Genomic DNA, 22,378 nt, shown 5'->3' on the forward strand with positions numbered 1-22,378 from the left:
ACATCCCCGCCCGCGTCTAATGTGACCGCATGGCTGACGCGGAGATCGGTGTCATCGGCGGATCCGGCTTCTACTCCTTCCTGGACGACGTGACAGAGGTCACGGTCGACACTCCCTACGGCGCTCCCAGCGACTCCCTCTTCCTCGGCGAGGTGGCCGGACGCACCGTCGCCTTCCTCCCCCGGCACGGCCGCGGGCACCACCTGCCGCCGCACCGCATCAACTACCGCGCCAACCTGTGGGCGCTGCGGTCGGTCGGTGTGCGACAGGTCCTCGGGCCGTGCGCGGTGGGCGGCCTGCGCCCGGAGTACGGCCCGGGGACGCTGCTCGTACCGGACCAGCTCGTGGACCGTACGAAGGCCAGGGCACAGACGTACTTCGACGGGATACCGCTGGCGGACGGCAGCGTGCCGAACGTGGTGCACGTGTCGTTCGCCGACCCGTACTGCCCGGCCGGCCGGGCGGCGGCGGTGACGGCGGCCCGGGGCCGCGGGTGGGAGCCGGTGGACGGCGGCACGCTCGTGGTCGTCGAGGGGCCGCGCTTCTCGACCCGCGCCGAGTCCCGGTGGCACGCGGCGCAGGGCTGGTCGGTGGTCGGCATGACCGGCCACCCGGAAGCGGTGCTCGCCCGCGAGCTGAGCCTCTGCTACACGTCGCTGACGCTGGTCACGGACCTGGACGCCGGTACGGAGACGGGCGAGGGCGTCTCGCACGAGGAGGTGCTGGAGGTCTTCGGGCGGAACGTGGGGCGGTTGCGCGAGGTGCTGTTCGACGCGGTGGGAGCGCTGCCGGCGTCGACGGACCGGGCCTGCTTGTGCGCGGACGCGCACGCGGGGTGGGATCTGGGGATCCAGTTGCCGTGAGAGGTCGAAGGGGCGCGGGGGGCCGGTGCGGGGTGAGAGAGTGACCGGTTTTTCCACAACCTGCGGGTAACCGCCCTCGGCCGCCGAACGCCGACGCCCGTTGTCCACAGGCCCGAGCAGGCTTCGGCGAAGTCCGGCACGGTGGAGCTCGTCCGCACCGATTCCGGCACCGCAGGCGGTGGTCACCGTGCCCCAGCTCTCCTCCTACCTCCCTGTCCCTCCTCGCCCCGCCCCACCTCCCGCCTCTCCCCCGTCGCTGGAGGACGTCACCCCGCCCCTCCCCCTCCCTCCCCCATGTGACGTTGCGCACTTCACCCCCGTACGGGCGCGGGGCGGGCGGCACCGGCTGCGCCGAGCGGTCCGGCACCGGCGGCGGACCGTGACGGCGGGGCTGGCGATGACGGCCGCGGCCCTGACCGCGACGGCACATCAGAGCGGCGAGGGCCGCGCTTCGGGCCCCGCGGGCGCCTGCGCGGCACCGGCTTCTGGAGACCGCCCCGGGTGGGAGCAGTCATGACCTCGCCCATCGTGCCGACCGCGCCGGGCGGTGATCGAGTGGCCTTTGCCCGATATGCGCGCGACACTGGCCGACGTGGCGGGGTGCGTCAGCCGTGCTGTGGGGAAGGTTCTTCCCCGGCCGGCCGGGACGCGGCGCCGATCCGTACGGACGCTCTGTCCGCTCACCGGTTCAGGTCATGGGATTGGACAGCCTCGCCCTGCCCTGCCGTAGGTTGCGGTGCTGTTCGTTGCACGGTTCGTAGTGAGTGTGGAAAGAGGCTTTCAAGTGAGCGGGAAGACGGGCGTACTCGCGGGATTCAAGGAATTCCTGATGCGCGGCAACGTGATCGAGCTCGCGGTGGCCGTCGTGGTCGGAGCCGCGTTCACGAACATCGTGAACGCGGTGGTCAAGGGCGTGATCAACCCGATCGTCGGCGCCCTGGGCTCGCAGAACCTGGACCACTACAAGGCCTGCCTCACCACCTGCCACACGGACGCGAAGTCGGGCGACTACACCGACGGGATCTACATCCTGTGGGGATCGGTGCTCAGCGCCGTCCTGACGTTCCTGATCACCGCCGCGGTCGTGTACTTCCTCATGATCCTGCCGATGAACAAGTGGAAGGCCCGCCAGGAAGCCAAGAAGCCGGTGGACAACGCCCCGGCGGCCCCGACCGAGGTCGAACTGCTGCAGGAGATCCGCGACGCGCTCGTGGCCCAGCGCAACGGCTCGCTGCCCGGCTCGCCGGCGGGCTCGTCCGCCGGTGGCGGCGCGGGCTCGGTGGTCCCGCAGAAGACGCAGTAAGGGCCCTCGGCCCCTCCGGTACGGCGAAGCCGCCCCGGCGCCTCGGTCAGAGGTGGTGGGGCGGCTTCTCGTCGAGAAAGCGCGCAAGATCGGCAGCACTGCCGCCACCGGACGGGCGCTCGCCCCAGCCACGGTCGGTGTCGTCCGACGACTGCCGGTCCAGCGGATCGTCAAAGATCAGTGCAGCGGCGGCGGCAGCAGATGCGGATGCGGGAGCCTTGGGCTGCCGAGGCCGCTCCGCGCCCTCCGCCCGCCGCGGCTCCTGCTGCGACTCCGCGTCAGCCTCGGGCCGGGATTCAGGGGTGGTACTCACCTCTCCAGGGTACGGCCGGTGGAGGAAAGCTCTCCGGTGCCGCCGGTCGGCGGGCGGGGGCCGCGGGAGGAGCGGCGTTCCCATACGTTTGCGGCCCGCGGGGTGCCCGGGCGTACCGTTACGGGAACACCTTCCGGCGGGGGTCTTCATGAGTGCCGCGTACGAAGCAGGAATGGGTGACCGGCTGGCTCGGCTCCGGCTGCGCCGCGGTCTGACGCAGGAGCAGCTCGCCGAGGCCGCGGGCCTTTCGGTGGACGTCGTCCGCAAGCTGGAGCAAGGCCGCCGCAGAACGGCGCGGCTGTCCACCCTCAACGCGCTGGCGGCCGCCCTGGACACCGAGCCGTCCTACCTCGTCGGCCAGCCCGGCACCTTCGAGGTCCAGCGGCCCGCCCAGGAGGACGCCCCGTCGGTGCTGGCTCTGCGCCGTGCCGTGTCACCGGTCTCGGACCTGCTCGGTGACGAGGAGTACGAGGACCCGCCCAGCATCGGCCAGTTGCGCGCGGCGCTCCGCTCGACGGACGGCATCAGGCGCGAGGGGCGGATGGGCGAGATCGGTGTCCTGCTGCCCAGTCTGATCCGTGACGCGCGGATGGCCGCCCATGCCTTCACGGGCGCGGAGGCCGCCGCCGCCCACTCCGTACTGGCCGTCGCCTACCAGGTCGCCGCCACCACGCTGGCCGCCCTGGGCAAGGAGGACGCGGCGTTCACCGCCATGGAGCGTTCCGTCGCGGCCGTCCGGCTCTGCGACGACCCCCGTCTCGAAACGCTGTCGGCGTCCACCCTGAGCTGGGTGCTCACCAAGCAGGGCCGCCTTGCCGACGCCGAGCGCGTGGCGACGGCCCGGGCGGACGCGATCGAGCCGGGGTTCCGTTCGCCGCCCCGCGACATAGCCCTCTGGGGCATCCTGCTGCTGCGCGCCGCCACCGCCGCCGTCCGTCAGAAGCGGTACGCGGCCGTCACCGACCTGCTGCGGATGGCTTCGGCGGCGGCCGAGCGGATCGGGGAGGACCTGATCGTCTACGCCATCCCCTTCGGCCCGGCCAACGCCGGCATCGCCAAGGTCAACTTCCTGGTGGAGATGGAACAGAGCGACCGCGCCGTCCGCGAGGCCCGCGCAGTACCCGCCCTCGCCTGCCTCCCGCCCACCTGGCGGGCCCGCTTCCACGTCGACCGGGCCCTGGCCCACCACGACCTCGAAGACGACACGTCAGCGATACGCGCCCTCCTCCACGCCGAACGGGACGCTCCCGAGTGGATGCGCTACCACTCGACCTCCCGCCGCCTGGTCGCAGAGCTCCGCACCAACACCAGACGCCACAACACACCGGCACGGGAACTCGCCGGCAGGCTGGGGGTGGAGGAGTAGGACACCCCGCCCCACCCCTCCGGGACGTGGGGCCTGCCGTCCTACCGCTGACGCGAAGTGGGACACGGCATCCCTGGGGCGGGCCTGCGTCACTGCCTAGCGTGCTCCTCATGACGCGGCGCCCACGCGTTCCCGGTCCGGTCCGGGGCGAAGGGGGCGCTGCTCCGCGAGACACCAGGAGCCAGGCATGACCGGTGACACCACACCCCCACTCGCCTTCATCTACGACCGTAACGCCACGCGCTCGCATGCCATGTTGGAGATGCGGGTCGGTGGGTGTCGCACCTATGCCGAGCAGCAGGGGTGGGAGGTGGCCGGAGTCTGGGCGGACTTCGGGGATGAGGCGTTGGGGGGTGAGCGGCCTGAGTTGGGGGCGCTGATCGGGGTGTTGCGGCGCATGGTGGTGGGGCGGCGCGCGTTCTGTCTGGTGCACCACTGGAACCGGTTCGCGCACGACGTCGAAGGGCGGCTCGCGTTGCAGCGGCGCGTCGCGCGGGCGGGTGGGTACTCGGCCACGACGTTCGGCGAGAGCGACGAGCGGGCCGGGTACGTACGGGTGCCGGCCGCCCGGTGAGGGCCGCAGACGCGGCCGTGACCGGGCGTCAGCGGGTGCCGAGGGCCTCGTGCCACCAGTGGTCGCGGCCCGCTGTCCAGGACACCGGGCGGCTGGTGCGGTTCACCACGAGGACGGACCGCACCTGCGAGCAGTCGCGGCGCAGGGCCCGGTCCAGTACGGGCTTGACCGGGCGTACCGCGCCGTCCCAGAACGCGGCGTCCGCCGTGATGATCACCTTGGCGCCGGAGTCCCGGGCCGCTTCGGCGAGTTCGGGCACGGTCAGGTAGACCGGCAGCGTCGTACGGACGGCGTCGAGCCGGCCGCAGGCGAGGGTGGCGATGACCGACTCCGGGACCAGCGGCAGGTGCACCGCCACCGGGTCGCCGGCCCGTACCCCGAGCCGGGCCAGCGCAGCGGCGGCCCGCTTGGCCTGGCCCATGAGCATGGTGTGCGTCAGCTCCTCGTGACGTCCCGGCTCGCCGTGCCAGGTGAGGGCTATCGGGGGCGGGGGCGCCGGGAGCTCTTGCGCTTCCCGGGTCGTTTCCTCATGCTCGGAGATCACACGGCGCAACATGCGGACCAGCCTGAAGATCAGCGATCAACAATCGCTGAACGTCTGCTGTACGGCGTGGCCCGCGCCCCGTAGCTGCCGCGTTGGCGGCGTCCCTGGAGGCGTCGCTTCTCGTGCCTTCCGAGCGGCGTGCTCGTACGAAGCCGAAGGTGCCCGTGCGGCACCCTCACGTCTCTGCCCGGTCTCCGGCACACGCAATCCACCCACCTTTTCCCTTCCTCATCCGTGCGTACCGCGCCGCGCCGACCCGCGTGGCGCGAGAGGTGGAGTGGTGTGTCAGATGTTCGGGTGGATCGGCGGCGGGCAGCGTGGGGCGGGCGATGGCCGGGCGGTGGTGCGGGGGCGGTTGCGGGCTGCCACGCGGGGGCGACTGCAGGCGGTGGTGCCGGGGCGGTTGTGGGCTGTGGTGGCGGTGGCGGTCGGTGGGTTTTGTGTGCAGCTGGATGCCTTTGCGCTGAACATGGCGTTGCCGGTGATCCGCCGGGACCTGCACGCGTCCGCGGCTGCCGGACCATGGGTGATCAGTGGTTATCTGCTGGCGGCCGGGTCCTTGATGCCGGCTGCCGGGCGGCTGGGTGATCTGTACGGGAGGCGGCGGCTGCTGGGCATCGGGCTCGCACTGTTCGGAGGGGCGTCGGCGGGGTGCGCGCTGGCATCCTCATTGCCGGTGCTGGTGATACTGCGGGTGGTGCAAGGGGCGGGTGGGGCGCTGGTCATGCCGGTGGGGCTGGCGCTGCTGACACGTGCTTTCCCGCCGGGGCGGGCACGCGTCGTGACGGGGTACGCCCTGGGGCTGGCCGGTATCGCCACGGCGTGCGGGCCGTTCGTGGGCGGGGCGCTGGCTCAGGCGCTGTCGTGGCGGGCCGTGTTCTGGGTGAACGTGCCGTTGTGTGGGGCGGCGGTGCTGTGTGCCGGGCGCGCCTGCGAGGCGCGGGAGGGTGCCGTATGCCGGGCGGGAGGGGTGGGCGCCCGCCTCCGGAACGGCTGGGGCTCGCTGGTCCTGGGGACCGGGGTGCCTGCCTGTTGCGCGCTCGCCATCGAGAGCGCCGGGGCGTGGTGGCAGGCGTGCGGGTGGGCGGCGGGCGCAGTGGTGCTCGGCGTGTTGTTCGTACGGGGCGAGCGCCGGTCGCGCGCGCCGCTGTTCGAGCCGGCTCTCTTCCGTAACGCGCCCTACGTCGCGCTCACTTCGGCCGGTGCGGTGGCCAACGCGGCGACCGTGGCGCTGCTCTACGTGGTTCCGCTCGCGCTCCAGGAAGGCCAGGGCATGTCCGTACTGGGCGCGGGGACCGCCTTCCTCGTACCGGCGGCAGCGATGGCGGCGGCCGGGCCGGTGGCCGGACGCATACCGGCCGGCGCCGCCGAGCCCACGATGGCCGCCTGCCTCGGCCTCGCCGCTGCCGCGTTGGCAGTGCTGGGGGCGGCGGCGAAGCCGGTGGCGGGGGCGAAGACAATAGCGGTGGCGAAGACAGTGGCGGTGTCGAAGCCGGTGGCGGCGACAGTGACGGGCACGGGGCAGGCCGTACTACTGGCGGCGGCCACCGTCGCCGCGGCCTCGCTCGGCGTGGCGGGTGCCCTGGCCCTGACGGCCACGCAGGCTGTGGTGCGCCCGGAACGCGCGGGGGAGGCGTCCGGGCTGACCAAGTGCGTGATCACAGTGACGGCCGGGCTGGGCCTCGCCCCGGCCGGGACGGACCCCGAGGGGGCGCTGTGGCCGGCCGCGGTCGGGTGCGCGGTTGCCTGCCCGGCCCTGCTGCTGCGGCTGCGGCTGCGGCTGCGGCTGCGGTTACGACTGCCACTACGGCCGCGTTTATGGCTGCCACTACGGCTGCGGCTGCGGGACATGCGCTCGGGCCACACACGGACACGCCTCAGCCGGACAGGGCCGCGACCGCCTCGTACCCGCCGATGACGTCCCGTACGTCCCGGAAGCCGCGGGCCTCCAGCAGCGCGGCGGCGATCACGGAGCGGGCGCCGCTACGGCAGTAGAGCACGACCGGGCGGTCCGGATCCAAGGACGCGCAGCCGGTGGCGAGGCTCGCGAGGGGCAGGTTGCGGGCGCCGGGCAGGGCGCCCGTCTCGTACTCGGCAGGGTTACGGACATCGACCAGCTGGACGCCCCCGGCCGGAACGTCACCACCGGGACCGCCCCCGGCCGGAACGTCCCCGACCGGAACACCTCCGGCCGGAACGTCCCCGACCGGAACCTCCCCCACCGGCACCTCCCCAGGCGCCAACCGGCGCGTGCGTGACACCAGCTCGGGGCGGCGGGCGAGTTCGGCGGCCGGGTCCGGTACGTGCCCGAGGACGTGGTCGTAACCGATGCGGGCCAGGCGGAGGCGCGCCTCGCACTCCGTGCCCGGGTCGCTGACCAGGACGATGGGCGTGCCGGGCGCCACCACGCTGCCCGCGTACTCGGCGAACCGGGTGTCCAGGCTGATGTGCAGCGACCCGGTGAAGTGCGCCTCGGTGTACGCGGCGAGGGGGCGGCTGTCCAGCAGGACGGCACCGGCGTCCCGGCAGGCGGCCAGCGCCGCATCGAGGGTGAGGGCGGCGGGCGGCGCGGAGTCCAGGAGCGGGTGGCCGTCGCGGTTGAGGGCGGCGTCGTGGGCGAAGTAGCCGGGGGTGGCGGGCTGGCCGGCCGTGACCAGGCGTACGAAGTCGGCTTCCGGCATGGGCTGCAGCGCGTAGTTGAGGCGGCGCTGGTCGCCGATGGTGGAGGTGGTCTCCGTGGAGAGGTTGCGGCCGCAGGCCGAGCCGGCGCCGTGCCCGGGGAAGACCCGGGTGGCGTCCGGGAGGGTGAGCAGTTTGCCGTGCAGGGAGTGGTAGAGGCGGCCCGCCATGTCCTGCGGTGTCAGTCCGGCGGCGGCGAGCAGGTCGGGGCGTCCCACGTCGCCGACGAACAGGGTGTCGCCGGTCAGGACGCCGTACGGCTCCTCGGCGTCCGGCTGTTCGTGGACGACGAGGCAGATGGACTCCGGGGTGTGGCCGGGGGTGGCGAGGACGGTGAGGGTCACGCCGGGGGGTTCCGGGGCATGGGGGCGGGCCCCCTGCTCCGCGCCCAGGTATATCCGTTCGCCGTCCCGCAGCCGCCGTATCGGATAGCCCGTCTCGGCGGCCTCGCCGAAGGCGATGGTGGCGCCGGTGGCGCGGGCCAGTTCGAGGTGGCCGGAGAGGAAGTCGGCGTGGAAGTGCGTCTCGATGATCAGTTCGATACGCAGTCCGGCCGCTTCCGCGTCGCGCAGGTAATCGTCGATGTCGCGGCGTGGGTCGACGAGGACGGCGCGTCCGGTGGTCTCGTCGCCGATCAGGTACGACGCCTGGGAGAGGCAGTCGAGGTAGTACTGCGCGAAGTGCACGGTCGACCTCCGTGGTCCTGCGGGCCCGCGACCACGGACCCACGGGGAGTGTGTTGTGCGGATGCACGGATGTACGTACATTAGGCATGCGGCGTCGGCGGCGACAAGTTCGGACACGACCGGCGGCGGGCGCCGCGGAGGAACACGCCGGAGACGGCGGCCCGCCCGCACCACCCGTACCCGCTCGGAGGCGCCTTCATGACCGAACTCCCCCCGGGCCCGCGTCCCCTGGACCGGCGCTCGCCGCTGCCCCTGTGGGCCCAGCTCTCCGAAGACCTGCGGCGCCGGATGGAGGCGGACGAGTTCACCGACGAGTTCCCGGCCGAACACCGCCTCACCGGGGAGTACGAGGTCAGCCGGCACACCGTCCGCGAGGCGCTGCGCAAGCTGCGCGCGGACGGCCTGGTGATCGCCGAACGCGGCCGCGCCAGCCGGCTGAACACCCGGCGCATACAGCAGCCACTCGGCTCGCTCTACAGCCTCTTCCGCGAGCTGGAGGGCCAAGGGGTGGAGCAGCGCAGCGAGGTGCTGCGGCTGGAGCGGACGGCGGACGGCCCGATCGCCGACCAGCTCGGTCTCGTACCGGACGCGCCGCTGGTCGTACTGGAGCGGCTGCGCCTGGCGGACGGCGAGCCGCTGGCCCACGACACCACGTACCTGCCCGCCGAGGTGGCCGAGCCGCTGCTCGACGCCGACTTCCGGCACACCTCGCTGTACGGCGAGTTGCAGCAGCGCTGCGGGATCAAAGTCACCGGCGGCCGGGAACGCATCCACCCCTTCCTGCCCGACATCCGGCAGGCGTGGCTGCTGGGACTGGCCGACCGCGAACCGGCCTTCGCCATCGAGCGGCTGGGGCGTTCCGGGGAGCGGCCGGTGGAGTGGCGCGAGACCGTCGTACGCGGTGACCGCTTCGCCTTCGTCGCCGAGTGGTCGAGCGACAGCCACGCGGTCGAACTCGCGCCCCGCGCCTCGTGTCCGTCATGAGAACGGGGCGCGGGCCGCAGACGCGCCGTCCGGCACCATGCCGTTGCTAGCCGTGACGGCACTGCCCTGCGGACTGGTCATCGGGCTGCTGCTGGGCGCGCTCGGCGGCGGCGGGTCGATCCTCGCCGTACCCGCGCTGGTCTACCTGCTGCACCAGTCGCCGCACGAGGCGACGGCGGGCGCACTCGTCGTGGTCGGCATCGGCGCGGCCTCCGGCCTGGCCTGCCACGCCCGCGCCGGCCGGGTCCGCTGGGCGGCGGGCGCGGCCTTCGGCGGGCTGGGCACCGCCGGTACGTTCCTGGGCTCGCGCTGGAGCGCGGCGCTGGACCCGACGGTCCTGATGACGGCGTTCGCCGGGCTGATGCTGGCGGTGGCGGCCGCGATGCTCGTACGGACCTGGCGCGAGCGGGAGGGGGCGCGCCCAGCCGAACGGGAGGGGGCGTGCCCAGCCGAACGGGAGGGGGCCCGCCCAGCCGAACAGCAGGAGAGCGCGCACCCAACCGAGCGGGAGGGCGCGCACCCAGCCGAACGGGACAAGGCGCACCCAGCCGAGCGGGAGGAGGTGCGCCCAGCCAAACGGGACAGGGCGCGCCCAACCGAACGGCAGAAGGCGCACCCAACCGAACGGGACGAGCCGCACCCAACCGACCGGGACAAGGCACGCCCAGCCGGCCGCGCCAAGACCTGGCCCACCCCCCGCCCGCTCCCAGCCCTCCGCATCGCCCTGACCGCCACCGCCGTCGGGCTGCTGACCGGCTTCTTCGGTGTCGGTGGCGGCTTCGTCGTCGTACCGGCGCTGACGCTGGTCCTCGGTCTGGAGATGCCGGTCGCCGTCGGTACGTCCCTCCTCGTCATCATCGTCAACTCCGTCACGGCCTTCACCACCCGGGCCGGGGCGGGCGGCCTGGACTGGCCGCTGCTGGCCGCCTTCGCCGCCTGCGCCGCGCTGGGCAGCTGGCTCGGCAACCGGCTGGCCGCACGGGCCCGGCCCCAGGCCCTGTCCACGGCGTTCGCGTCGCTGGTCACCGTGCTCGCCCTGTCGATGGCGGCAACCAGCATCCCCCGCTTATAGCCCCCCGGGGCCCATCCCCCGATCCCCGCCCTCGACTTCAGGAGGAGAACCCACATGACCCCCGCCTCGACGCACCACCAGGTCGTCATCATCGGCGGCGGCACCGCCGGCATCACCGTCGCCGCCCGGCTGCGCCGCGCCGGACTGCGCGACATCGCGGTGCTGGAGCCCTCCGAGACGCACTGGTACCAGCCGCTGTGGACGCTGGTCGGCGGCGGCCAGGCACCGCTGCGGGCCTCGCTGCGTACGGAGGCGGAGGTCATGCCGCCCGGTGTGCGGTGGCTGCGCGAGTCCGCCGTCTCGGTCGACCCCGCCGCCCGTACGGTGGGCACCGCCTCGGGACGGACGGTCTCGTACGACCGGCTGGTGCTCGCCCCTGGGCTGAGCCTGGACTGGGACGGCATACCGGGCCTGGCGCAGGCCCTCGGCCACGGTGGCGTCTCCAGCAACTACCGTCCCGATCTGGCGCCGCTCACCTGGGACTTCATCCGGCGCACCCAGCGCGGTACGGCGCTGTTCACGATGCCGTCCGGGCCGGTGAAGTGCGGCGGCGCCCCGCAGAAGATCGCGTACCTGGCCGCCGACCACTGGCGCAAGCGCGGCGTACTGGGCCGGATGCGTACGATCCTCGTGCTGCCCGAACCCGCCATGTTCAAGGTGCCGGTCTTCAACCGGGCGCTGGAGGAGACGGCACGGCGGTACGGCATCGAGGTGCGGCTCCAGTCGGAGCTGACGCAGGTGGACGGCGCCGCGCGGGAGGCGGAGATCGTCGACAACGCGACGGGCGGGAAGGAGACCATCCGCTACGACCTGCTGCACGCGGTGCCGCCGCAGCGGGCCCCGCGGTGGGTGGCCGACAGCCCGCTCGCCGACCCGGCCTCCCCGTTCGGTTACGCCAAGGCCGACCGGGAGACGCTGCAACACCCGGACTTCCCCGAGGTGTTCGCGCTCGGTGACGTGGCGAACCTGCCGACCTCCAAGACCGGCGCCGCCATCCGCAAGCAGGCACCGGTCGTGGTCGCCAACCTGCGGGCCGGACTGCGCGGCCGGCCCGCCGCCGCCCGCTACGACGGTTACACCTCCTGTCCCCTGGTCACCGCCCGCCACAAGATGCTGCTCGCCGAGTTCGATTACGACCTGGAACCGGCGCCCTCCATCCCGTTCATCGACACGACGAAGGAACGCACGGACATGTGGTTCCTGAAGCGGTACGGACTGCCGCAGCTGTACTTCAAGGGGATGCTCAAGGGCTTGGCCTGAGCGGTCGCGCCGGAGCCGCGCTAGGTGGTGGCGGACACGTCCGCCACCACGCAGCTCACGTTGTCCGGCGCTCCCGCGTCATGCGCCAGGGCCACCAGGTCCCGTACCGCGTGGCCGGGGCCGCCGGCCGCGCCGAGGGCCTCCCGTACGGCGTCGGAGGGCACCACCGCCGACAGGCCGTCGGAGCACAGCAGGTAGCGGTCGCCGGGGCGGGCCTCCCGCAGCCCGACCTCCGGTTCGAGGCCGTCGCTCCCGTCCAGCGCCCGGATGAGCAGGGCACGTTGCGGGTGCGACTCGGCTTCCTCGGGTGTCAGCCGGCCCTCCTCGACGAGCGACTGGACGTGGGTGTGGTCGTGCGTGATCTGGAACAGTTCGCCACCGCGCAGCAGGTACGCCCTGGAGTCCCCCACGTGTACGAGGGCGAGGTGGGAACCGGTCCAGAGCAGGGCGGTCAGCGTGGTGCCCGCGTGGTCCGGGGCCGGGCCCGGAGTCGAGCTCGGGGCAGAGGCCGGGCCCGGAGCCGAGCCCAGGGCAGAGGCCGGGCCCGGAGCCGAGCTCGGGGCCGGGGCCGGGGCAGAGCCCGGGGCAGAGGCCAGGTTCGGGGCAGAGCCCGGGGCCGCTGCCGTCACCACCTCCCGTACGGAGCGGTTCGCCTGTCCGGCCGCGTCCGCCAGGGCGTTGAGCAGGTCGCCGGGGCGCAGCGCCGCGCCGTCCAGGCTCTCCAGGCCGCGCAGCGCCTCGACGGCCGCGGCTCCGGCGGACGCCCCGGCCCCGCCGAAACCGTCGGCCACGGCCAGCAGCCGCTCGCCCGCGTAGGCCGTGTCCTGGTTGCTCTCCCGGACCAGCCCGGTGTCGGAGAGCGCCGCGTACCGGATGCTGAGCGGGAGCGTGGCCCTCGGCCCTCCCATGAAGGCGGACGTGTTCGGCCCGTCCGTGTCCTTCCTCGTCATCTCCATGTCCTTCCTCTTGAGGTGGTCGACGAGGAAGGCCGCCAGTTCGCGGCGGGCGGCGGTGTCGGCCTCGGTCTGCGCCCAGTACGCCGAGACGGCCTCGGCGGCCGGGCCCGCGGCCAGTTCGCACACCTCGCGGATACGGGCCAGGGGCATACCGAGCCGGCGCAGCCAGGCGACCAGCCGAGCGCGCTCCAACTGGGCGGGCCTGTAGCGCCGGTAGCCGTTGGCGGGGTCGACCTGTGCGGGCGGCAGCAGCCCCAGTTCGTCGTAGAGCCGGAGCGCCTTCGGTGAGAGCCGCGCCGCCCTGGCGAACGCTCCGATGCCGAGCAGCTGCCCGGCGCCCGGCCGCCCCATGTCTCCGCCCACCCGTTCACCCTCCTCGTACCGGTTCACCCTCCTCGTACCGGTTCGCCCTCCTCGTACGGGGAAGTCCCCCGCGGACCCGAGGCTGCGGCTTCCCCCAAGGGCAAGGTCAAGGCCCCGGTCACGGACGGGTCCGGCGGCGCGCCGCCTCACCGCCGGGCGAAGTGCGTGACCGTCACGCCGTTGTCGAACGCGGCACGGTCGGTCACGTCGAAGACGGTCGGGTCGAACTCCCCGTCGACCACGGGGATCCCGGCCCCCGCGATCACCGGATAGCTCTTGACGATCAGCTCGTCGATCTCGGGCAGCAGCGCGCCCGCGAGCCGGCCGCCGCCGCACAGCCAGATGTCCCGGTCCTGGTTCTCCTCCCCCTTCAGGTCGCGGACCAGTGCGATCGGGTCCGCGCGGACGACGGTCACGGCGGGGTCGGTGTCGGGCGCGAGCGTGCTCGACACCACGTACTGGCGCAGGTGCGCGTACGGGCTGGTGATGCCCGCGTCCAGCGCGGGGCGGTAGCTGCCGAGTCCCATCAGTACGGTGTCGAAGCGCCGGTTGGGCGTGTCGGCGAGGCCGTGGGCGGCGCGCATCGCGGTGGGGACGGTCTCCGGGTAGCGGGCGTTGCACCACGCCCCGTAGGCGGCGGCCTGCCCCTCGTCGCCCGCAGGGTAGAAGTCGAACTCTCCGCCGGGGCCCGCGATGCGGCCGTCCAAGGAGACGGCCACGTAGTAGACCAGCTTGCGCATACGAACGACTCCATTCATAGTGCTCTAAGTGAAGTGGTGAGAACGTAGTACTACGAATGGAGTGGTGTCAATGGTCCGCAGGAACGACGAGCGGAGGGCCGCTCTCGTCGACGCCGCGATCGAGGTCCTGGCCAGGGAGGGCGCGCGGGGCCTGACCTTCCGCGCGGTGGACACCGAGGCCGCCGTCCCCGCCGGTACGGCCTCCAACTACTTCGCCAACCGCGACGATCTCCTCACCCAGGCGGGCGCCCGGGTCTACGAACGCCTTCAGCCCGACGAGGCGACCATCGCACGGCAGCGGTCGAGCGCCCCGGACCTGGAGACGTACACGATGCTGATGCGCGAGCTGGTCGGCCGGGTCAGCTCGTTCCGTACCGGCTACCTGGCCCTGCTCGAACTGCGCCTCGAAGCCACCCGCCGCCCCGAACTGCGCGCGGTGCTGACCGAGCGCGTACGCGCCGATGTCGACGCCAATGTGGCCTACCACGAGGAATCCGGCCTGCCCGGCGACGCGACCGCCGTCCGGCTGCTCTACCTGGCGTTCAACTGGCTCATCGTCGAGCAGCTCACCCTGCCCGGCGTGTTCTCCGAAGCCGAACGGGACGAGCTGGTCAACGCGGCGGTGGACCGCATCGTGGCCCCCTGACCCATCAAGGGGTCTGACCCATCGAGGGGCCTGGCCCATCAAAGGGCCTGACCCACCAAGGGGCCTGACCCACCAAGGGGCCTGACCCACCAAGGGGCCTGACCTACCGAGGGGTGTGCGGCCTACGTACGGCTGGGCGTACGGGAGATCACCGGCGCGGCTCCAGGTGACTCAGGGCCGCGACGGTGAGGGCCTGGACGCCCATGGTCAGGGTGGGCTGCTTGACCGGGGTGAAGTGCGGTGAGTGGTTGGACGGGATGTCCTGGGCGAGGCGTCCGGAGGACATCGCGGCGCGGAACTCGTCGGGATCCCAGCCGCCGAGCCACCAGTAGTAGAGCGGCGCGCCGGCGGCCGTGGCGATCAGCCCGGCGTCCTCGCTGCCGGCGGCCGGTTCGTAACCGAACAGCCGCTGGGCGCCGAAGTGGTCGGTGAAGGCGGCGTTGACCTGCTCCAGCGTCCGGTCGTCGTTGCGGGTGACCGGGAAGGTGTTCAGCACCTCGGTCTCCGGCTCGCGCGGCGCGCCGGACGCGGTGGCCTCGGCCTTGGCGATACGGTCGATGGCCGCCAGCACCCGGCCGCGCACGTCCTCGTCGAACGTACGGACGCTGAGCTGCACCACCGCCTGGTCGGGGATGACATTGGGCGCGTCCCCCGCCTGGAAGGACCCGACGGTGACGACGGCCCGGTCCTTGGGCGCGACCTCACGGGCGACCACGGTCTGCAGCCGCTGGACGAAGGCGGCGGCCATCACGATCGGGTCGACGGCGGTCTCGGGGCGGGAGCCGTGGCCGCCGGTGCCATGAAAGGTGATCTTCAGGCTGTCCGAGGCGGCCATACAGGCGCCGGGCGCGTACGAGATCAGGCCCGCGCCGAGCGGGGCGACGTGCTGGGCGAGCACCACGTCGGGGGTGGGCACCAGGCCCTGGCGTCCGGGCCCGGCGGCAGCGCCGTCCGTACTGGTGCCGTCGTCCGTGCCGGCACCGTCGTCCGTACTGGTGCCGTCGTCCGTGCTGGCACCGGCACCGGCCTCCGCCGTTCCGAACAGTCCGTCCTCGATCATCGCCCGGGCCCCGTCGCCGACCTCCTCGGCGGGCTGGAAGAGCACGACCAGGGTGCCGGACCAGTGCTCCCGGCCCGCCGCGAGCAGGTCGGCGGCGCCCGCCAGGCAGGTGACGTGCACGTCGTGGCCGCAGGCGTGCATGACGCCGGGCACGGCGGAGGCGTACGGCAGGGCACTGCGTTCGGTGACCGGCAGGGCGTCCATGTCGGCCCGCAGCAGGACGACCGGACCGGGGCCGTTGCGCAGGACGCCGGTCACGCCCGTGCGGCCGATGCCGGTGGTGACCTCATAGCCGTACGAGGTCAGGCGGCGGGCGGCCTCGGCGGCCGTGCGGGTCTCCTGGAAACCGAGTTCGGGGTGCCGGTGGAGGTCTTCGTAGAGGGATTCGAGGTCCGCCATGCGGGCGTCGAGCGGGGCCAGTACGGAGTCACGCGCGCTATCGCTCATACGTAGCATTTGATCATGTAACGGACGTGTGGGCGAGGGCGAGACCGGCCGCGCCGGGCCGGAAAACGCCGCCCCGCACCACCTCTCCGCCCACCGGCGGACGAACCGGCGATCGGACCGCTGCGCGTCCCCCTCCTTCCCGTACAAATCCTGTACGGACAACGCGCGTTACCGGCCCGGAGTTCCCACCCCCGCCACCTTTCCGCACCCCACCCCGCCATCTTCCGCACCCCGCCCCGGAATGCACGGAAACCCCATTGCGGGAATTCCCGGGACCTAAGCGCCCGGAACGACCTAATGACCGGCCTATCGGGTCGAACAACCACCGTATTGCGTTTCGCCCGGCCGGCACTACGGCGAGAATCCGCCAGACATCGGTTATGCTCCTCCGGCACCGAAGTGACCTGGTACGCAGCGGAATCCGCGGAGAATCGGCAGCGGCACGCATTCGTACGCGTCCGGGAATCCCGCGCGGCACACCAGGCCGCTCGGCGCGGGAAGCGCACTACGGACACACGGGGACGGTACCTACGCATGGCCAACGGGTCAGGTTTCGCGATCAGGAAATCCGGTACGGAGAGCAGCGCGTCGGAACTGGATTCCGCCGCCGGGCAGGTCGCCTCCGTACAGAAATCCATTCCGCAGGAATCGTGCAGCAGGCCGGAGACGTTCGGCGGCGAGGACGTGGCGCCCGCCTTCGACAACTTCGCCGGCGCCTGGCAGCGCGAGGCCACCGTCCTGCACGACGCCCTCGGCGAGATCGCGAAGAAACTCCGCACCACGACGAACAACTACGGCGCCGCGGACCACTCCGCCATCTCGGGCCTCCGCCACGCGTCCGCCACCACACCGGCCCCCTCAGGTGCGGCCGCCACGCCCTTCGGCTGAGCAGCGTTCCGAACCCATCGGCGTATGTCCGTATTTATCTCCACCACCACCGCCACCACACCACCGCCACCAGACAGGCAAGCCAGCCATGACCGTTTTCCACCCCAAGACCGACGACGAACTGCTGCGGCTCGACGTCCCGTCCATGCTGCGCTTCGGCCTGCCGGCCGAGGGCCACGCCCGCCGCGCCCTCTTCGGTGACGGAGCGATCGCCGCCGCCCTGGCACTCGGCCGGCTCGGCGTGCTGCCCCGTTCCGTGGCCTACCTCGCCGGGGTGGTGCGCGCGGGCGGCGCCGCCTACGCCGCCGCGCTCGACGTGCCGCTGCCGGGCGAGGCGCCGTCCCGTACGGCCGGCGCCTGGCTCGCCGCCGCGGCCGGGGCCACCAGGACCGCCGGGGGCGTGGACGACGACGAGACGCTGGCCCGCTGGTTCGAGGCGGTCGCCGCGCTGATGGAGCTCCGGCTGACCGCGGGGGCCGCACCGGCACCGTAAGCCTCCTCTGCACCGTGAGCCGCACCGGCAACACACCTGCGGCACCACCAGCACAGCAACACCACCACTACCAGCACCACCAATCCAGCAACACCACGGGGGAAAGGCGGCCCACATGGCGGGCGAATCCACGACGGCACGGCGGGCCGAACTCGCCGACCGGGTCAAGGGCATCGACGGTGCCGACAGCAAGAACGACCTGATATCCGAAATCAAGAAGGCGCTCGCCGTGCAGGCCCCGATGGGCGACCCCGGCACGATCGAGAGCACCGGCAAGAGCTACCGCTCCGCCGCCGACGCGTGCGCCCACGAGGTGCAGCCCCGTATCCAGAAGGTGGCCCAGGAGACCCTGCCGGACGCCTGGACCGGTACGACGGCCGTCAAGGCGGCGGACGTGGTGGCCGCCGCCGACCGGGCGGCACAGCAGATGGCCGAAGCCTTCAGCAAGGCCGGCGGCGAGCTGATCCGGCTGGCGGACGCCCTGCGGTCCGCCCAGGCGACCGACCGCCGGGGCCGTCCCAGCCTGGAGGAGGCGCTGAGCCTGCTCGGCGGCGAGGACGGGTTCTTCGACGACATGTGGGAGGACGACGACGAGGAGGACGCCAAGAACCGGGCGAAGAGCATGGCGCAGACCGGCGTCGCCGAGCTGCACAGCGCGGCGGTCACGGCCGACGACGCGGCGCGGGAGGCGGCGCGCGAGCTGAACAAGTACGCGGCCGAGGCCCGTTCGGGCAAGATCACGGCGCGCGGCCTGACCGCGTCGGACAAGCTGATGCTCGCCGACACCTCCACCGTCGACGAGAACGACCCGGCGCGCGAGCACAACGAGATCCTCACCGCCAACGATCTCCAGCGCTCCAGCGCGTACCTGAACAAGATGAACGCCGCGGACCGCGCCGAGTTCGAGCGGATGCTCGCCGAGTCCAAGTCGCCCGAGGAGCGCGCCTACCTGATGAAGGCGCTCGCCGCCGGCAACGACCTCGACTCCGTACGCGGCTTCCGCGACAAGATCCACCCGCACGGCGACGACGAGCAGTGGCTCGCCGCCCACCTCACGCCGGTCGTCACCCAGGGCGACAGCAAGAACGACGAGGGCCGCAACGCCGACGGCTCGAACGTCAACAAGGACACCGCGGCCTTCAACGGGCAGGCATGGGCCCAGGGCGGCGACGGCCAGGAGGGCACCTGCGTGGCCTCCTCGACCGTCACCGCGCGGGCCATGGTCGACCCGGTCTACGCCCTCGGACTGACCGGTGGTGAGTCGGGCCAGGAGAACGACCCCAAGGCGTTCCGCGAGCGCCTGGTGGACGAACAGCACCGGGTGCACGAGGAGGGCGACGGCGGCCACGAGGGCTGGTTCGGCACCGGCAAGCCCAGCGGCATGGACAACGACGGGAAGACCGAGGTCGTCAACAAGGAGATCAGCCCGCACACGGGCGGCGAGTACGAGCTGCGCAAGACCGGCAGCGCCGACGCCCGGCGGGACGCGCTGCCGGACATCGAGAAGGCGGTGGCCGAGGGCAAGCCCGTACCGATCGGCGTGGAGGGCTACAAGGACGGCGACCGCAGCGGCCACGCGATGATGATCGTCGGCCAGGAGGGCGACATGCTCCAGGTCTACAACCCGTGGGGCACCACGACCTGGATCAGCGAGGACGACTTCGTCAACGGCCGGATGCAGAAGGCGTCCGACAACGACCTGCCGGACGCGTACGCCGTGCACGTACCGAAGTGATCCGCATGACGCAGACGATGCAGACGAGGCAGACGAGGCAGACGGCGCAGATGATGCAGGCGAGGCAGACGGCGCACATGACGCAGATGGTGGACCACCTCCCCCGCCCCCGGCTGCGCGCCGCCGCCCTGGCCACGGCTGCCGCCGCTCTCGTCGCCCTGACGACGGGAGCGTGCGGTGGCCCGTCGGACTGCTGCGTCAAGGCGCCGACCGCGTCGCCGTCGCCCACCTCGCCGGGCGGGGTGCCGGGCGCGGCCTGGGCGTACCCGTCCCAGGCGATGAGCCTGCGGGTGCGGGCCGGTACGGACTTCGACATCGTGCTGCGGCCGGGTGCCGGGGCGGGCCCGGAGGCGGGCAAGGGCAGCGGCGGCGGTAGCCGCTGGCAGGTGAATGCGCCCAAGATCGAGGGCATAGCGGTACGGCATCGCACCGGGTCCGCCGCTCCGGACGAGAAGGGCGGCGTACGGGCCACCTTCCACGCCGTGAAGCCCGGCACCGCCCGCGTCGTGCTGACCGAAGCGGGCAGCGACCGCACCATGACGTACCAGGTCACCGTGGTTACGGGTCCTGGCGCGGCGCCGAGCGCGGCGCCGAGCGCGACGGGTGGCGGCCTCGACCGGGGGCGCACGCTCGACGCCGGATTCGCGGGCGGTCCCGGCGGCGAGGTGACCGTCCGGCGCGGGGAGCGCTTCTCGCTGCCGAACGCCTACTCGAACGTACCGGGTATCACCTGGCGGGTGGTCAGCCGCAGCAGCTCCGGGCCCGTACCGCTGCTGAGCGACACACCGCACGTCGAGGGCAACGCGGCGGGCGACCGCAAGGACTGGTACACCTTCTCGGCCGACCAGGTGGGCACCACCGAGGTCAAGCTGTTCGGCTGCTACCGCTGCGCGGACGGCAGCACCCCGGAGACGGCGGAGAGCCGGGCGCACTCCGAGACCAGGTCGGTGCGGATCACCGTGCGCTGAACGCTCCTGTGACCGGTTCACGGAGCCCGGCCCTCGCCGATCTTCACCGGTTCCCACCGGCCCCCGCCGATCCCCCATCGCCCCGCCGATCCTCCGTCACCCCCCGGCGCTCCCCCGACCGGCGGCGTTCCCGCGCGTCCCGTGGCGGTGCCCGGCCGCGCGGACTGTACTGAGCCCATGATGGCCCGTATGACGGCCCGTGGCCGTTCCGAGCAGCACCGCGCCGCCACCCCACTGGAACTCTTCTTCGACCTGTGTTTCGTCGTGGCCGTCGCCCAGGCCGGGCGGCAGCTCGTGCACGCCCTCGCTGGGGGGCATCCGGGGCACGGCATCCCCGGCTATCTGATGCTCTTCTTCGCCATCTGGCTGGCGTGGCTCAACTTCACGTGGTTCTCGTCCGCGTACGACACCGACGACGCGCTGTACCGGGTGGTGACGCTCGTACAGATCGCGGGCGTGCTGGTCCTGGCGGCGGGGGTGCCGCGCGCGTTCGACGGTGACTTCACGGTGGTCTGGTTCGGCTACCTGGTGATGCGGCTCGCGCTGGTGGCGCAGTGGCTGCGGGCCGCGCACGGCAGTACGGGGCCCGAGCGGACGACCGCGCTGCGCTACGCCGGCGGAGTGACGCTGTGCCAGGTCGGCTGGCTGGCCGTGCTGCTGTCCCCGGAGGGCGTACGGCCGTGGGTCTTCCTGGCGCTCGCGGTCGCGGAGCTGGCCGTACCGACGCTGGCCGAGCGTGACCACCAGACGGCGTGGCACCCGCACCACATCGCGGAGCGGTACGGCCTGTTCGTCATCATCATGCTCGGTGAGACGGTGGCTGCCGCGACGGTCGCGGTGCAGTCCGCGGTGGACGCGCAGGAGGAGCTGGGCGACCTGCTGCCCATCGCGGCGGGCGGCCTGCTGCTGATCTTCGCCGCGTACTGGATCTACTTCGCGGTCCCGATCCATCTGCACCTCGCCTCCAACCGCCAGGCGTTCCTCTGGGGTTACGGGCACTACCTGGTCTTCGGCTCGGCGGCGGCGATCGGCGCGGGTATCGAGGTGTCGGTGGAGGAGTCGGTCGGCAAGTCGCACGTCTCGCAGTTCGCGGCGTCGGCGTGCGTGACCGTGCCCGGGGCGCTGTTCATGTTCACCGTGTGGCTGATCCACTCCCGCCATCAAAAGCGCGGCCTGGTCCAGCAACTGGTGTTGCCGGTGTCCTCCGTACTGGTCCTGGCCTGCACATTCGCGGGGAACGCCGCGGTGCTGCTGGCCGGGCTGGTGGCGTCGGTGACGGTCGCGGTCGGCGCGACGCTGACGGCACGCCAGGGCCAGGCGCTGGGAAGCTGACCGGCCGCCAGTCCGGGACGTATCGTGACGGGAGGCCGGAACCCACGGTTCCGGCCAAAGGTCCATAGCCTTTCGGCCATTGGCCCCTTGCGACGCATGAAGAGCACCAGAACCGGTGCCGGGCTTTTCGCCGGACGGTGTAGGGTGCGGATTGCCCGTTTTATACCTGCGACAGCCCACCGGCCCGGAGCCGACGGGCGAGGAGACGCCACGACATGGCTGCCCGCCACGCCCAGCCCAGCGGTACGCGAATAAGGATGACCCGTCGCGGCAAGGCCGTCAGCGGTCTCGCCCTGACCACGCTCGTGGGCACCGCGCTGTGGGCCTGGCCCGCCTCCGGCGACGACCACGACGGGCACCGCACCGACCAGGCCCGGCCCGCCCCTTCCGCACCGGACGCCCCCGCGCTGCACGTCAACGGCGGTGCCGCCGCGCCCGCGCCGCGCGCGATCCCGGGCCTGAGCGACGCGGACCGCAAGCAGATCCCGGCCGAGTCCCGGCAGGTCCTGGTCGTCACCGGACAGGGCCCGGACGCGCACGACTCCTCCGTCGTGCTCTACACCCGCGCCGAGGGCTCGGACGACTGGCGGCCCGGCACCCGCTGGGCGGCGCACAACGCGTCACGGGGCTGGACCAAGGACCACCACTACGGTGATCTGCGGTCGCCGCAGGGCGTGTTCACGCTCAGCGACGCGGGCGGCAAGCTGGCGCCGCCCGAGGGCACCAAGCTGCCCTACGACCGCAACGACAGCTTCGTCGCGCACGGCACCGGCGTCGAGGGCGAGCCGCTGGGCGGCGCCTTCGATTACGTCATCGCCATCGACTACAACCGGGTCAAGGGCTCCTCGCCCCTGGACCAGCGCCGCCCGCAGGGAGCCGCGAAGGGCGGCGGCGTGTGGCTGCACGTCGACCACAACGGCCCCACGCAGGGTTGCATCAGCCTCAAGCCCGAGGTGATGCGGGAGCTGCTGCGCACACTGGACCCGGCCCAGCACCCGGTCGTCGTGATGGGGCCGGCGGGCCGCTGATCACCGGACCGCCGACGGCCTGGCGCCGGTCTGCCGCCGGACCCGCCACCGGTCCGCTGCCGGCCTGCCGCTGCCCCG

At 72.7% G+C, this 22,378-nt stretch carries 21 protein-coding genes; 15 read left to right on the top strand and 6 right to left on the bottom strand.

Features of this window, described 5'->3' with window-relative positions; translation table 11 throughout:
• Window positions 1-29 precede the first annotated feature (29 nt).
• Window positions 30-863 carry an S-methyl-5'-thioadenosine phosphorylase gene (locus AB0L45_RS24675; RefSeq protein ID WP_365843382.1) on the top strand — a complete coding sequence of 278 codons (834 nt, stop codon included), beginning with the start codon at window positions 30-32 and terminating at the stop codon, window positions 861-863.
• Window positions 864-1,647: 784 nt separating this feature from the next.
• A complete protein-coding gene (gene mscL, locus AB0L45_RS24680) occupies window positions 1,648-2,166 on the top strand; it encodes a large conductance mechanosensitive channel protein MscL (protein WP_365843384.1) in 519 nt (172 codons plus the stop codon).
• Between the two features lie 46 nt (window positions 2,167-2,212).
• Here the strand turns inward: mscL and AB0L45_RS24685 are convergent, their stop codons facing one another.
• Window positions 2,213-2,479: a hypothetical protein gene (locus tag AB0L45_RS24685; protein WP_365843386.1), complete on the bottom strand. Its 267-nt coding sequence runs from the start codon at window positions 2,477-2,479 to the stop codon at window positions 2,213-2,215.
• A 172-nt stretch (window positions 2,480-2,651) separates the two neighbouring features.
• Between AB0L45_RS24685 and AB0L45_RS24690 the strand changes: the two genes are divergently transcribed.
• Complete coding sequence (locus tag AB0L45_RS24690; protein WP_365843388.1) at window positions 2,652-3,845, top strand: helix-turn-helix transcriptional regulator; 1,194 nt, start codon at window positions 2,652-2,654, stop codon at window positions 3,843-3,845.
• Between the two features lie 187 nt (window positions 3,846-4,032).
• Window positions 4,033-4,419: a recombinase family protein gene (locus AB0L45_RS24695; RefSeq protein WP_365843390.1), complete on the top strand. Its 387-nt coding sequence runs from the start codon at window positions 4,033-4,035 to the stop codon at window positions 4,417-4,419.
• Window positions 4,420-4,447: 28 nt separating this feature from the next.
• Here the strand turns inward: AB0L45_RS24695 and AB0L45_RS24700 are convergent, their stop codons facing one another.
• Entirely contained in the window at window positions 4,448-4,963 is a 516-nt protein-coding gene (locus AB0L45_RS24700) for an AMP-binding protein (protein WP_365843392.1), read from the bottom strand.
• Window positions 4,964-5,432: 469 nt separating this feature from the next.
• Between AB0L45_RS24700 and AB0L45_RS24705 the strand changes: the two genes are divergently transcribed.
• Window positions 5,433-6,881 carry an MFS transporter gene (locus AB0L45_RS24705; protein WP_365843394.1) on the top strand — a complete coding sequence of 483 codons (1,449 nt, stop codon included), beginning with the start codon at window positions 5,433-5,435 and terminating at the stop codon, window positions 6,879-6,881.
• Here AB0L45_RS24705 and AB0L45_RS24710 read toward each other — a convergent pair.
• Window positions 6,841-8,328 carry an MBL fold metallo-hydrolase gene (locus AB0L45_RS24710; protein WP_365843396.1) on the bottom strand — a complete coding sequence of 496 codons (1,488 nt, stop codon included), beginning with the start codon at window positions 8,326-8,328 and terminating at the stop codon, window positions 6,841-6,843. The two genes, AB0L45_RS24705 and AB0L45_RS24710, sit on opposite strands and share 41 nt — an antisense overlap.
• A 198-nt stretch (window positions 8,329-8,526) precedes the next feature.
• Between AB0L45_RS24710 and AB0L45_RS24715 the strand changes: the two genes are divergently transcribed.
• The 3 genes from AB0L45_RS24715 to AB0L45_RS24725 are packed head-to-tail and all read left to right on the top strand — an operon-like array spanning window position 8,527 to window position 11,644.
• A complete protein-coding gene (locus AB0L45_RS24715; protein WP_365843398.1) occupies window positions 8,527-9,312 on the top strand; it encodes a GntR family transcriptional regulator in 786 nt (261 codons plus the stop codon).
• A gap of 52 nt (window positions 9,313-9,364) precedes the next feature.
• Window positions 9,365-10,384: a sulfite exporter TauE/SafE family protein gene (locus AB0L45_RS24720; RefSeq protein ID WP_365843400.1), complete on the top strand. Its 1,020-nt coding sequence runs from the start codon at window positions 9,365-9,367 to the stop codon at window positions 10,382-10,384.
• Window positions 10,385-10,438: 54 nt separating this feature from the next.
• Window positions 10,439-11,644: an FAD/NAD(P)-binding oxidoreductase gene (locus AB0L45_RS24725; RefSeq protein WP_365843402.1), complete on the top strand. Its 1,206-nt coding sequence runs from the start codon at window positions 10,439-10,441 to the stop codon at window positions 11,642-11,644.
• A 20-nt stretch (window positions 11,645-11,664) separates the two neighbouring features.
• Here AB0L45_RS24725 and AB0L45_RS24730 read toward each other — a convergent pair whose 3' ends face one another.
• Both AB0L45_RS24730 and AB0L45_RS24735 read right to left on the bottom strand, forming a co-directional pair.
• Window positions 11,665-12,951, bottom strand: a complete 1,287-nt coding sequence (locus AB0L45_RS24730; protein WP_365843611.1) for a MerR family transcriptional regulator — start codon at window positions 12,949-12,951, stop codon at window positions 11,665-11,667.
• 158 nt (window positions 12,952-13,109) lie between these two features.
• Complete coding sequence (locus tag AB0L45_RS24735) at window positions 13,110-13,703, bottom strand: dihydrofolate reductase family protein (RefSeq protein ID WP_365843404.1); 594 nt, start codon at window positions 13,701-13,703, stop codon at window positions 13,110-13,112.
• Window positions 13,704-13,773: 70 nt separating this feature from the next.
• On the opposite strand from AB0L45_RS24735, the gene AB0L45_RS24740 reads away from it, so the two are divergent.
• Complete coding sequence (locus AB0L45_RS24740) at window positions 13,774-14,349, top strand: TetR family transcriptional regulator (protein ID WP_365843406.1); 576 nt, start codon at window positions 13,774-13,776, stop codon at window positions 14,347-14,349.
• Between the two features lie 148 nt (window positions 14,350-14,497).
• Here AB0L45_RS24740 and AB0L45_RS24745 read toward each other — a convergent pair whose 3' ends face one another.
• The gene (locus AB0L45_RS24745; RefSeq protein WP_365843408.1) at window positions 14,498-15,856 is read right to left on the bottom strand and encodes a M20/M25/M40 family metallo-hydrolase; all 1,359 of its coding nucleotides are present in this window, start codon (window positions 15,854-15,856) and stop codon (window positions 14,498-14,500) included.
• Window positions 15,857-16,390: 534 nt separating this feature from the next.
• Here AB0L45_RS24745 and AB0L45_RS24750 point away from each other — a divergent pair.
• The 6 genes from AB0L45_RS24750 (at window position 16,391) to AB0L45_RS24775 (ending at window position 22,300) form a co-directional block, all read left to right on the top strand.
• Window positions 16,391-16,744 carry a type VII secretion target gene (locus tag AB0L45_RS24750; protein WP_365843410.1) on the top strand — a complete coding sequence of 118 codons (354 nt, stop codon included), beginning with the start codon at window positions 16,391-16,393 and terminating at the stop codon, window positions 16,742-16,744.
• 88 nt (window positions 16,745-16,832) lie between these two features.
• Complete coding sequence (locus AB0L45_RS24755) at window positions 16,833-17,237, top strand: hypothetical protein (protein WP_365843412.1); 405 nt, start codon at window positions 16,833-16,835, stop codon at window positions 17,235-17,237.
• A gap of 115 nt (window positions 17,238-17,352) precedes the next feature.
• Window positions 17,353-18,972: a peptidoglycan-binding protein gene (locus AB0L45_RS24760; RefSeq protein WP_365843414.1), complete on the top strand. Its 1,620-nt coding sequence runs from the start codon at window positions 17,353-17,355 to the stop codon at window positions 18,970-18,972.
• A gap of 77 nt (window positions 18,973-19,049) precedes the next feature.
• Window positions 19,050-19,940, top strand: coding sequence for a hypothetical protein (locus tag AB0L45_RS24765; RefSeq protein WP_365843416.1), 891 nt, complete (start codon window positions 19,050-19,052; stop codon window positions 19,938-19,940).
• A gap of 177 nt (window positions 19,941-20,117) precedes the next feature.
• A complete protein-coding gene (locus tag AB0L45_RS24770; RefSeq protein WP_365843418.1) occupies window positions 20,118-21,272 on the top strand; it encodes a low temperature requirement protein A in 1,155 nt (384 codons plus the stop codon).
• 257 nt (window positions 21,273-21,529) lie between these two features.
• Complete coding sequence (locus AB0L45_RS24775; RefSeq protein ID WP_365843420.1) at window positions 21,530-22,300, top strand: L,D-transpeptidase family protein; 771 nt, start codon at window positions 21,530-21,532, stop codon at window positions 22,298-22,300.
• Window positions 22,301-22,378: the final 78 nt, after the last annotated feature.

The organism is Streptomyces sp. NPDC052496 (genome assembly GCF_040679095.1).
GTDB lineage: Bacteria > Actinomycetota > Actinomycetes > Streptomycetales > Streptomycetaceae > Streptomyces.

Excerpts from the sequence above, each read along its gene's own strand:
- AB0L45_RS24675 (WP_365843382.1), top strand. The coding sequence starts at position 30 with ATGGCTGACGCGGAGATCGGTGTCATCGGCGGATCCGGCTTCTACTCC.
- AB0L45_RS24690 (WP_365843388.1), top strand. The coding sequence starts at position 2,652 with ATGGGTGACCGGCTGGCTCGGCTCCGGCTGCGCCGCGGTCTGACGCAG.
- AB0L45_RS24695 (WP_365843390.1), top strand. The coding sequence starts at position 4,033 with ATGACCGGTGACACCACACCCCCACTCGCCTTCATCTACGACCGTAAC.
- AB0L45_RS24705 (WP_365843394.1), top strand. The coding sequence starts at position 5,433 with ATGGCGTTGCCGGTGATCCGCCGGGACCTGCACGCGTCCGCGGCTGCC.
- AB0L45_RS24715 (WP_365843398.1), top strand. The coding sequence starts at position 8,527 with ATGACCGAACTCCCCCCGGGCCCGCGTCCCCTGGACCGGCGCTCGCCG.
- AB0L45_RS24725 (WP_365843402.1), top strand. The coding sequence starts at position 10,439 with ATGACCCCCGCCTCGACGCACCACCAGGTCGTCATCATCGGCGGCGGC.
- AB0L45_RS24730 (WP_365843611.1), bottom strand. The coding sequence starts at position 12,951 with ATGGGGCGGCCGGGCGCCGGGCAGCTGCTCGGCATCGGAGCGTTCGCC.
- AB0L45_RS24735 (WP_365843404.1), bottom strand. The coding sequence starts at position 13,703 with ATGCGCAAGCTGGTCTACTACGTGGCCGTCTCCTTGGACGGCCGCATC.
- AB0L45_RS24740 (WP_365843406.1), top strand. The coding sequence starts at position 13,774 with ATGGTCCGCAGGAACGACGAGCGGAGGGCCGCTCTCGTCGACGCCGCG.
- AB0L45_RS24745 (WP_365843408.1), bottom strand. The coding sequence starts at position 15,856 with ATGAGCGATAGCGCGCGTGACTCCGTACTGGCCCCGCTCGACGCCCGC.
- AB0L45_RS24750 (WP_365843410.1), top strand. The coding sequence starts at position 16,391 with ATGGCCAACGGGTCAGGTTTCGCGATCAGGAAATCCGGTACGGAGAGC.
- AB0L45_RS24755 (WP_365843412.1), top strand. The coding sequence starts at position 16,833 with ATGACCGTTTTCCACCCCAAGACCGACGACGAACTGCTGCGGCTCGAC.
- AB0L45_RS24760 (WP_365843414.1), top strand. The coding sequence starts at position 17,353 with ATGGCGGGCGAATCCACGACGGCACGGCGGGCCGAACTCGCCGACCGG.
- AB0L45_RS24765 (WP_365843416.1), top strand. The coding sequence starts at position 19,050 with ATGACGCAGATGGTGGACCACCTCCCCCGCCCCCGGCTGCGCGCCGCC.
- AB0L45_RS24770 (WP_365843418.1), top strand. The coding sequence starts at position 20,118 with ATGATGGCCCGTATGACGGCCCGTGGCCGTTCCGAGCAGCACCGCGCC.
- AB0L45_RS24775 (WP_365843420.1), top strand. The coding sequence starts at position 21,530 with ATGACCCGTCGCGGCAAGGCCGTCAGCGGTCTCGCCCTGACCACGCTC.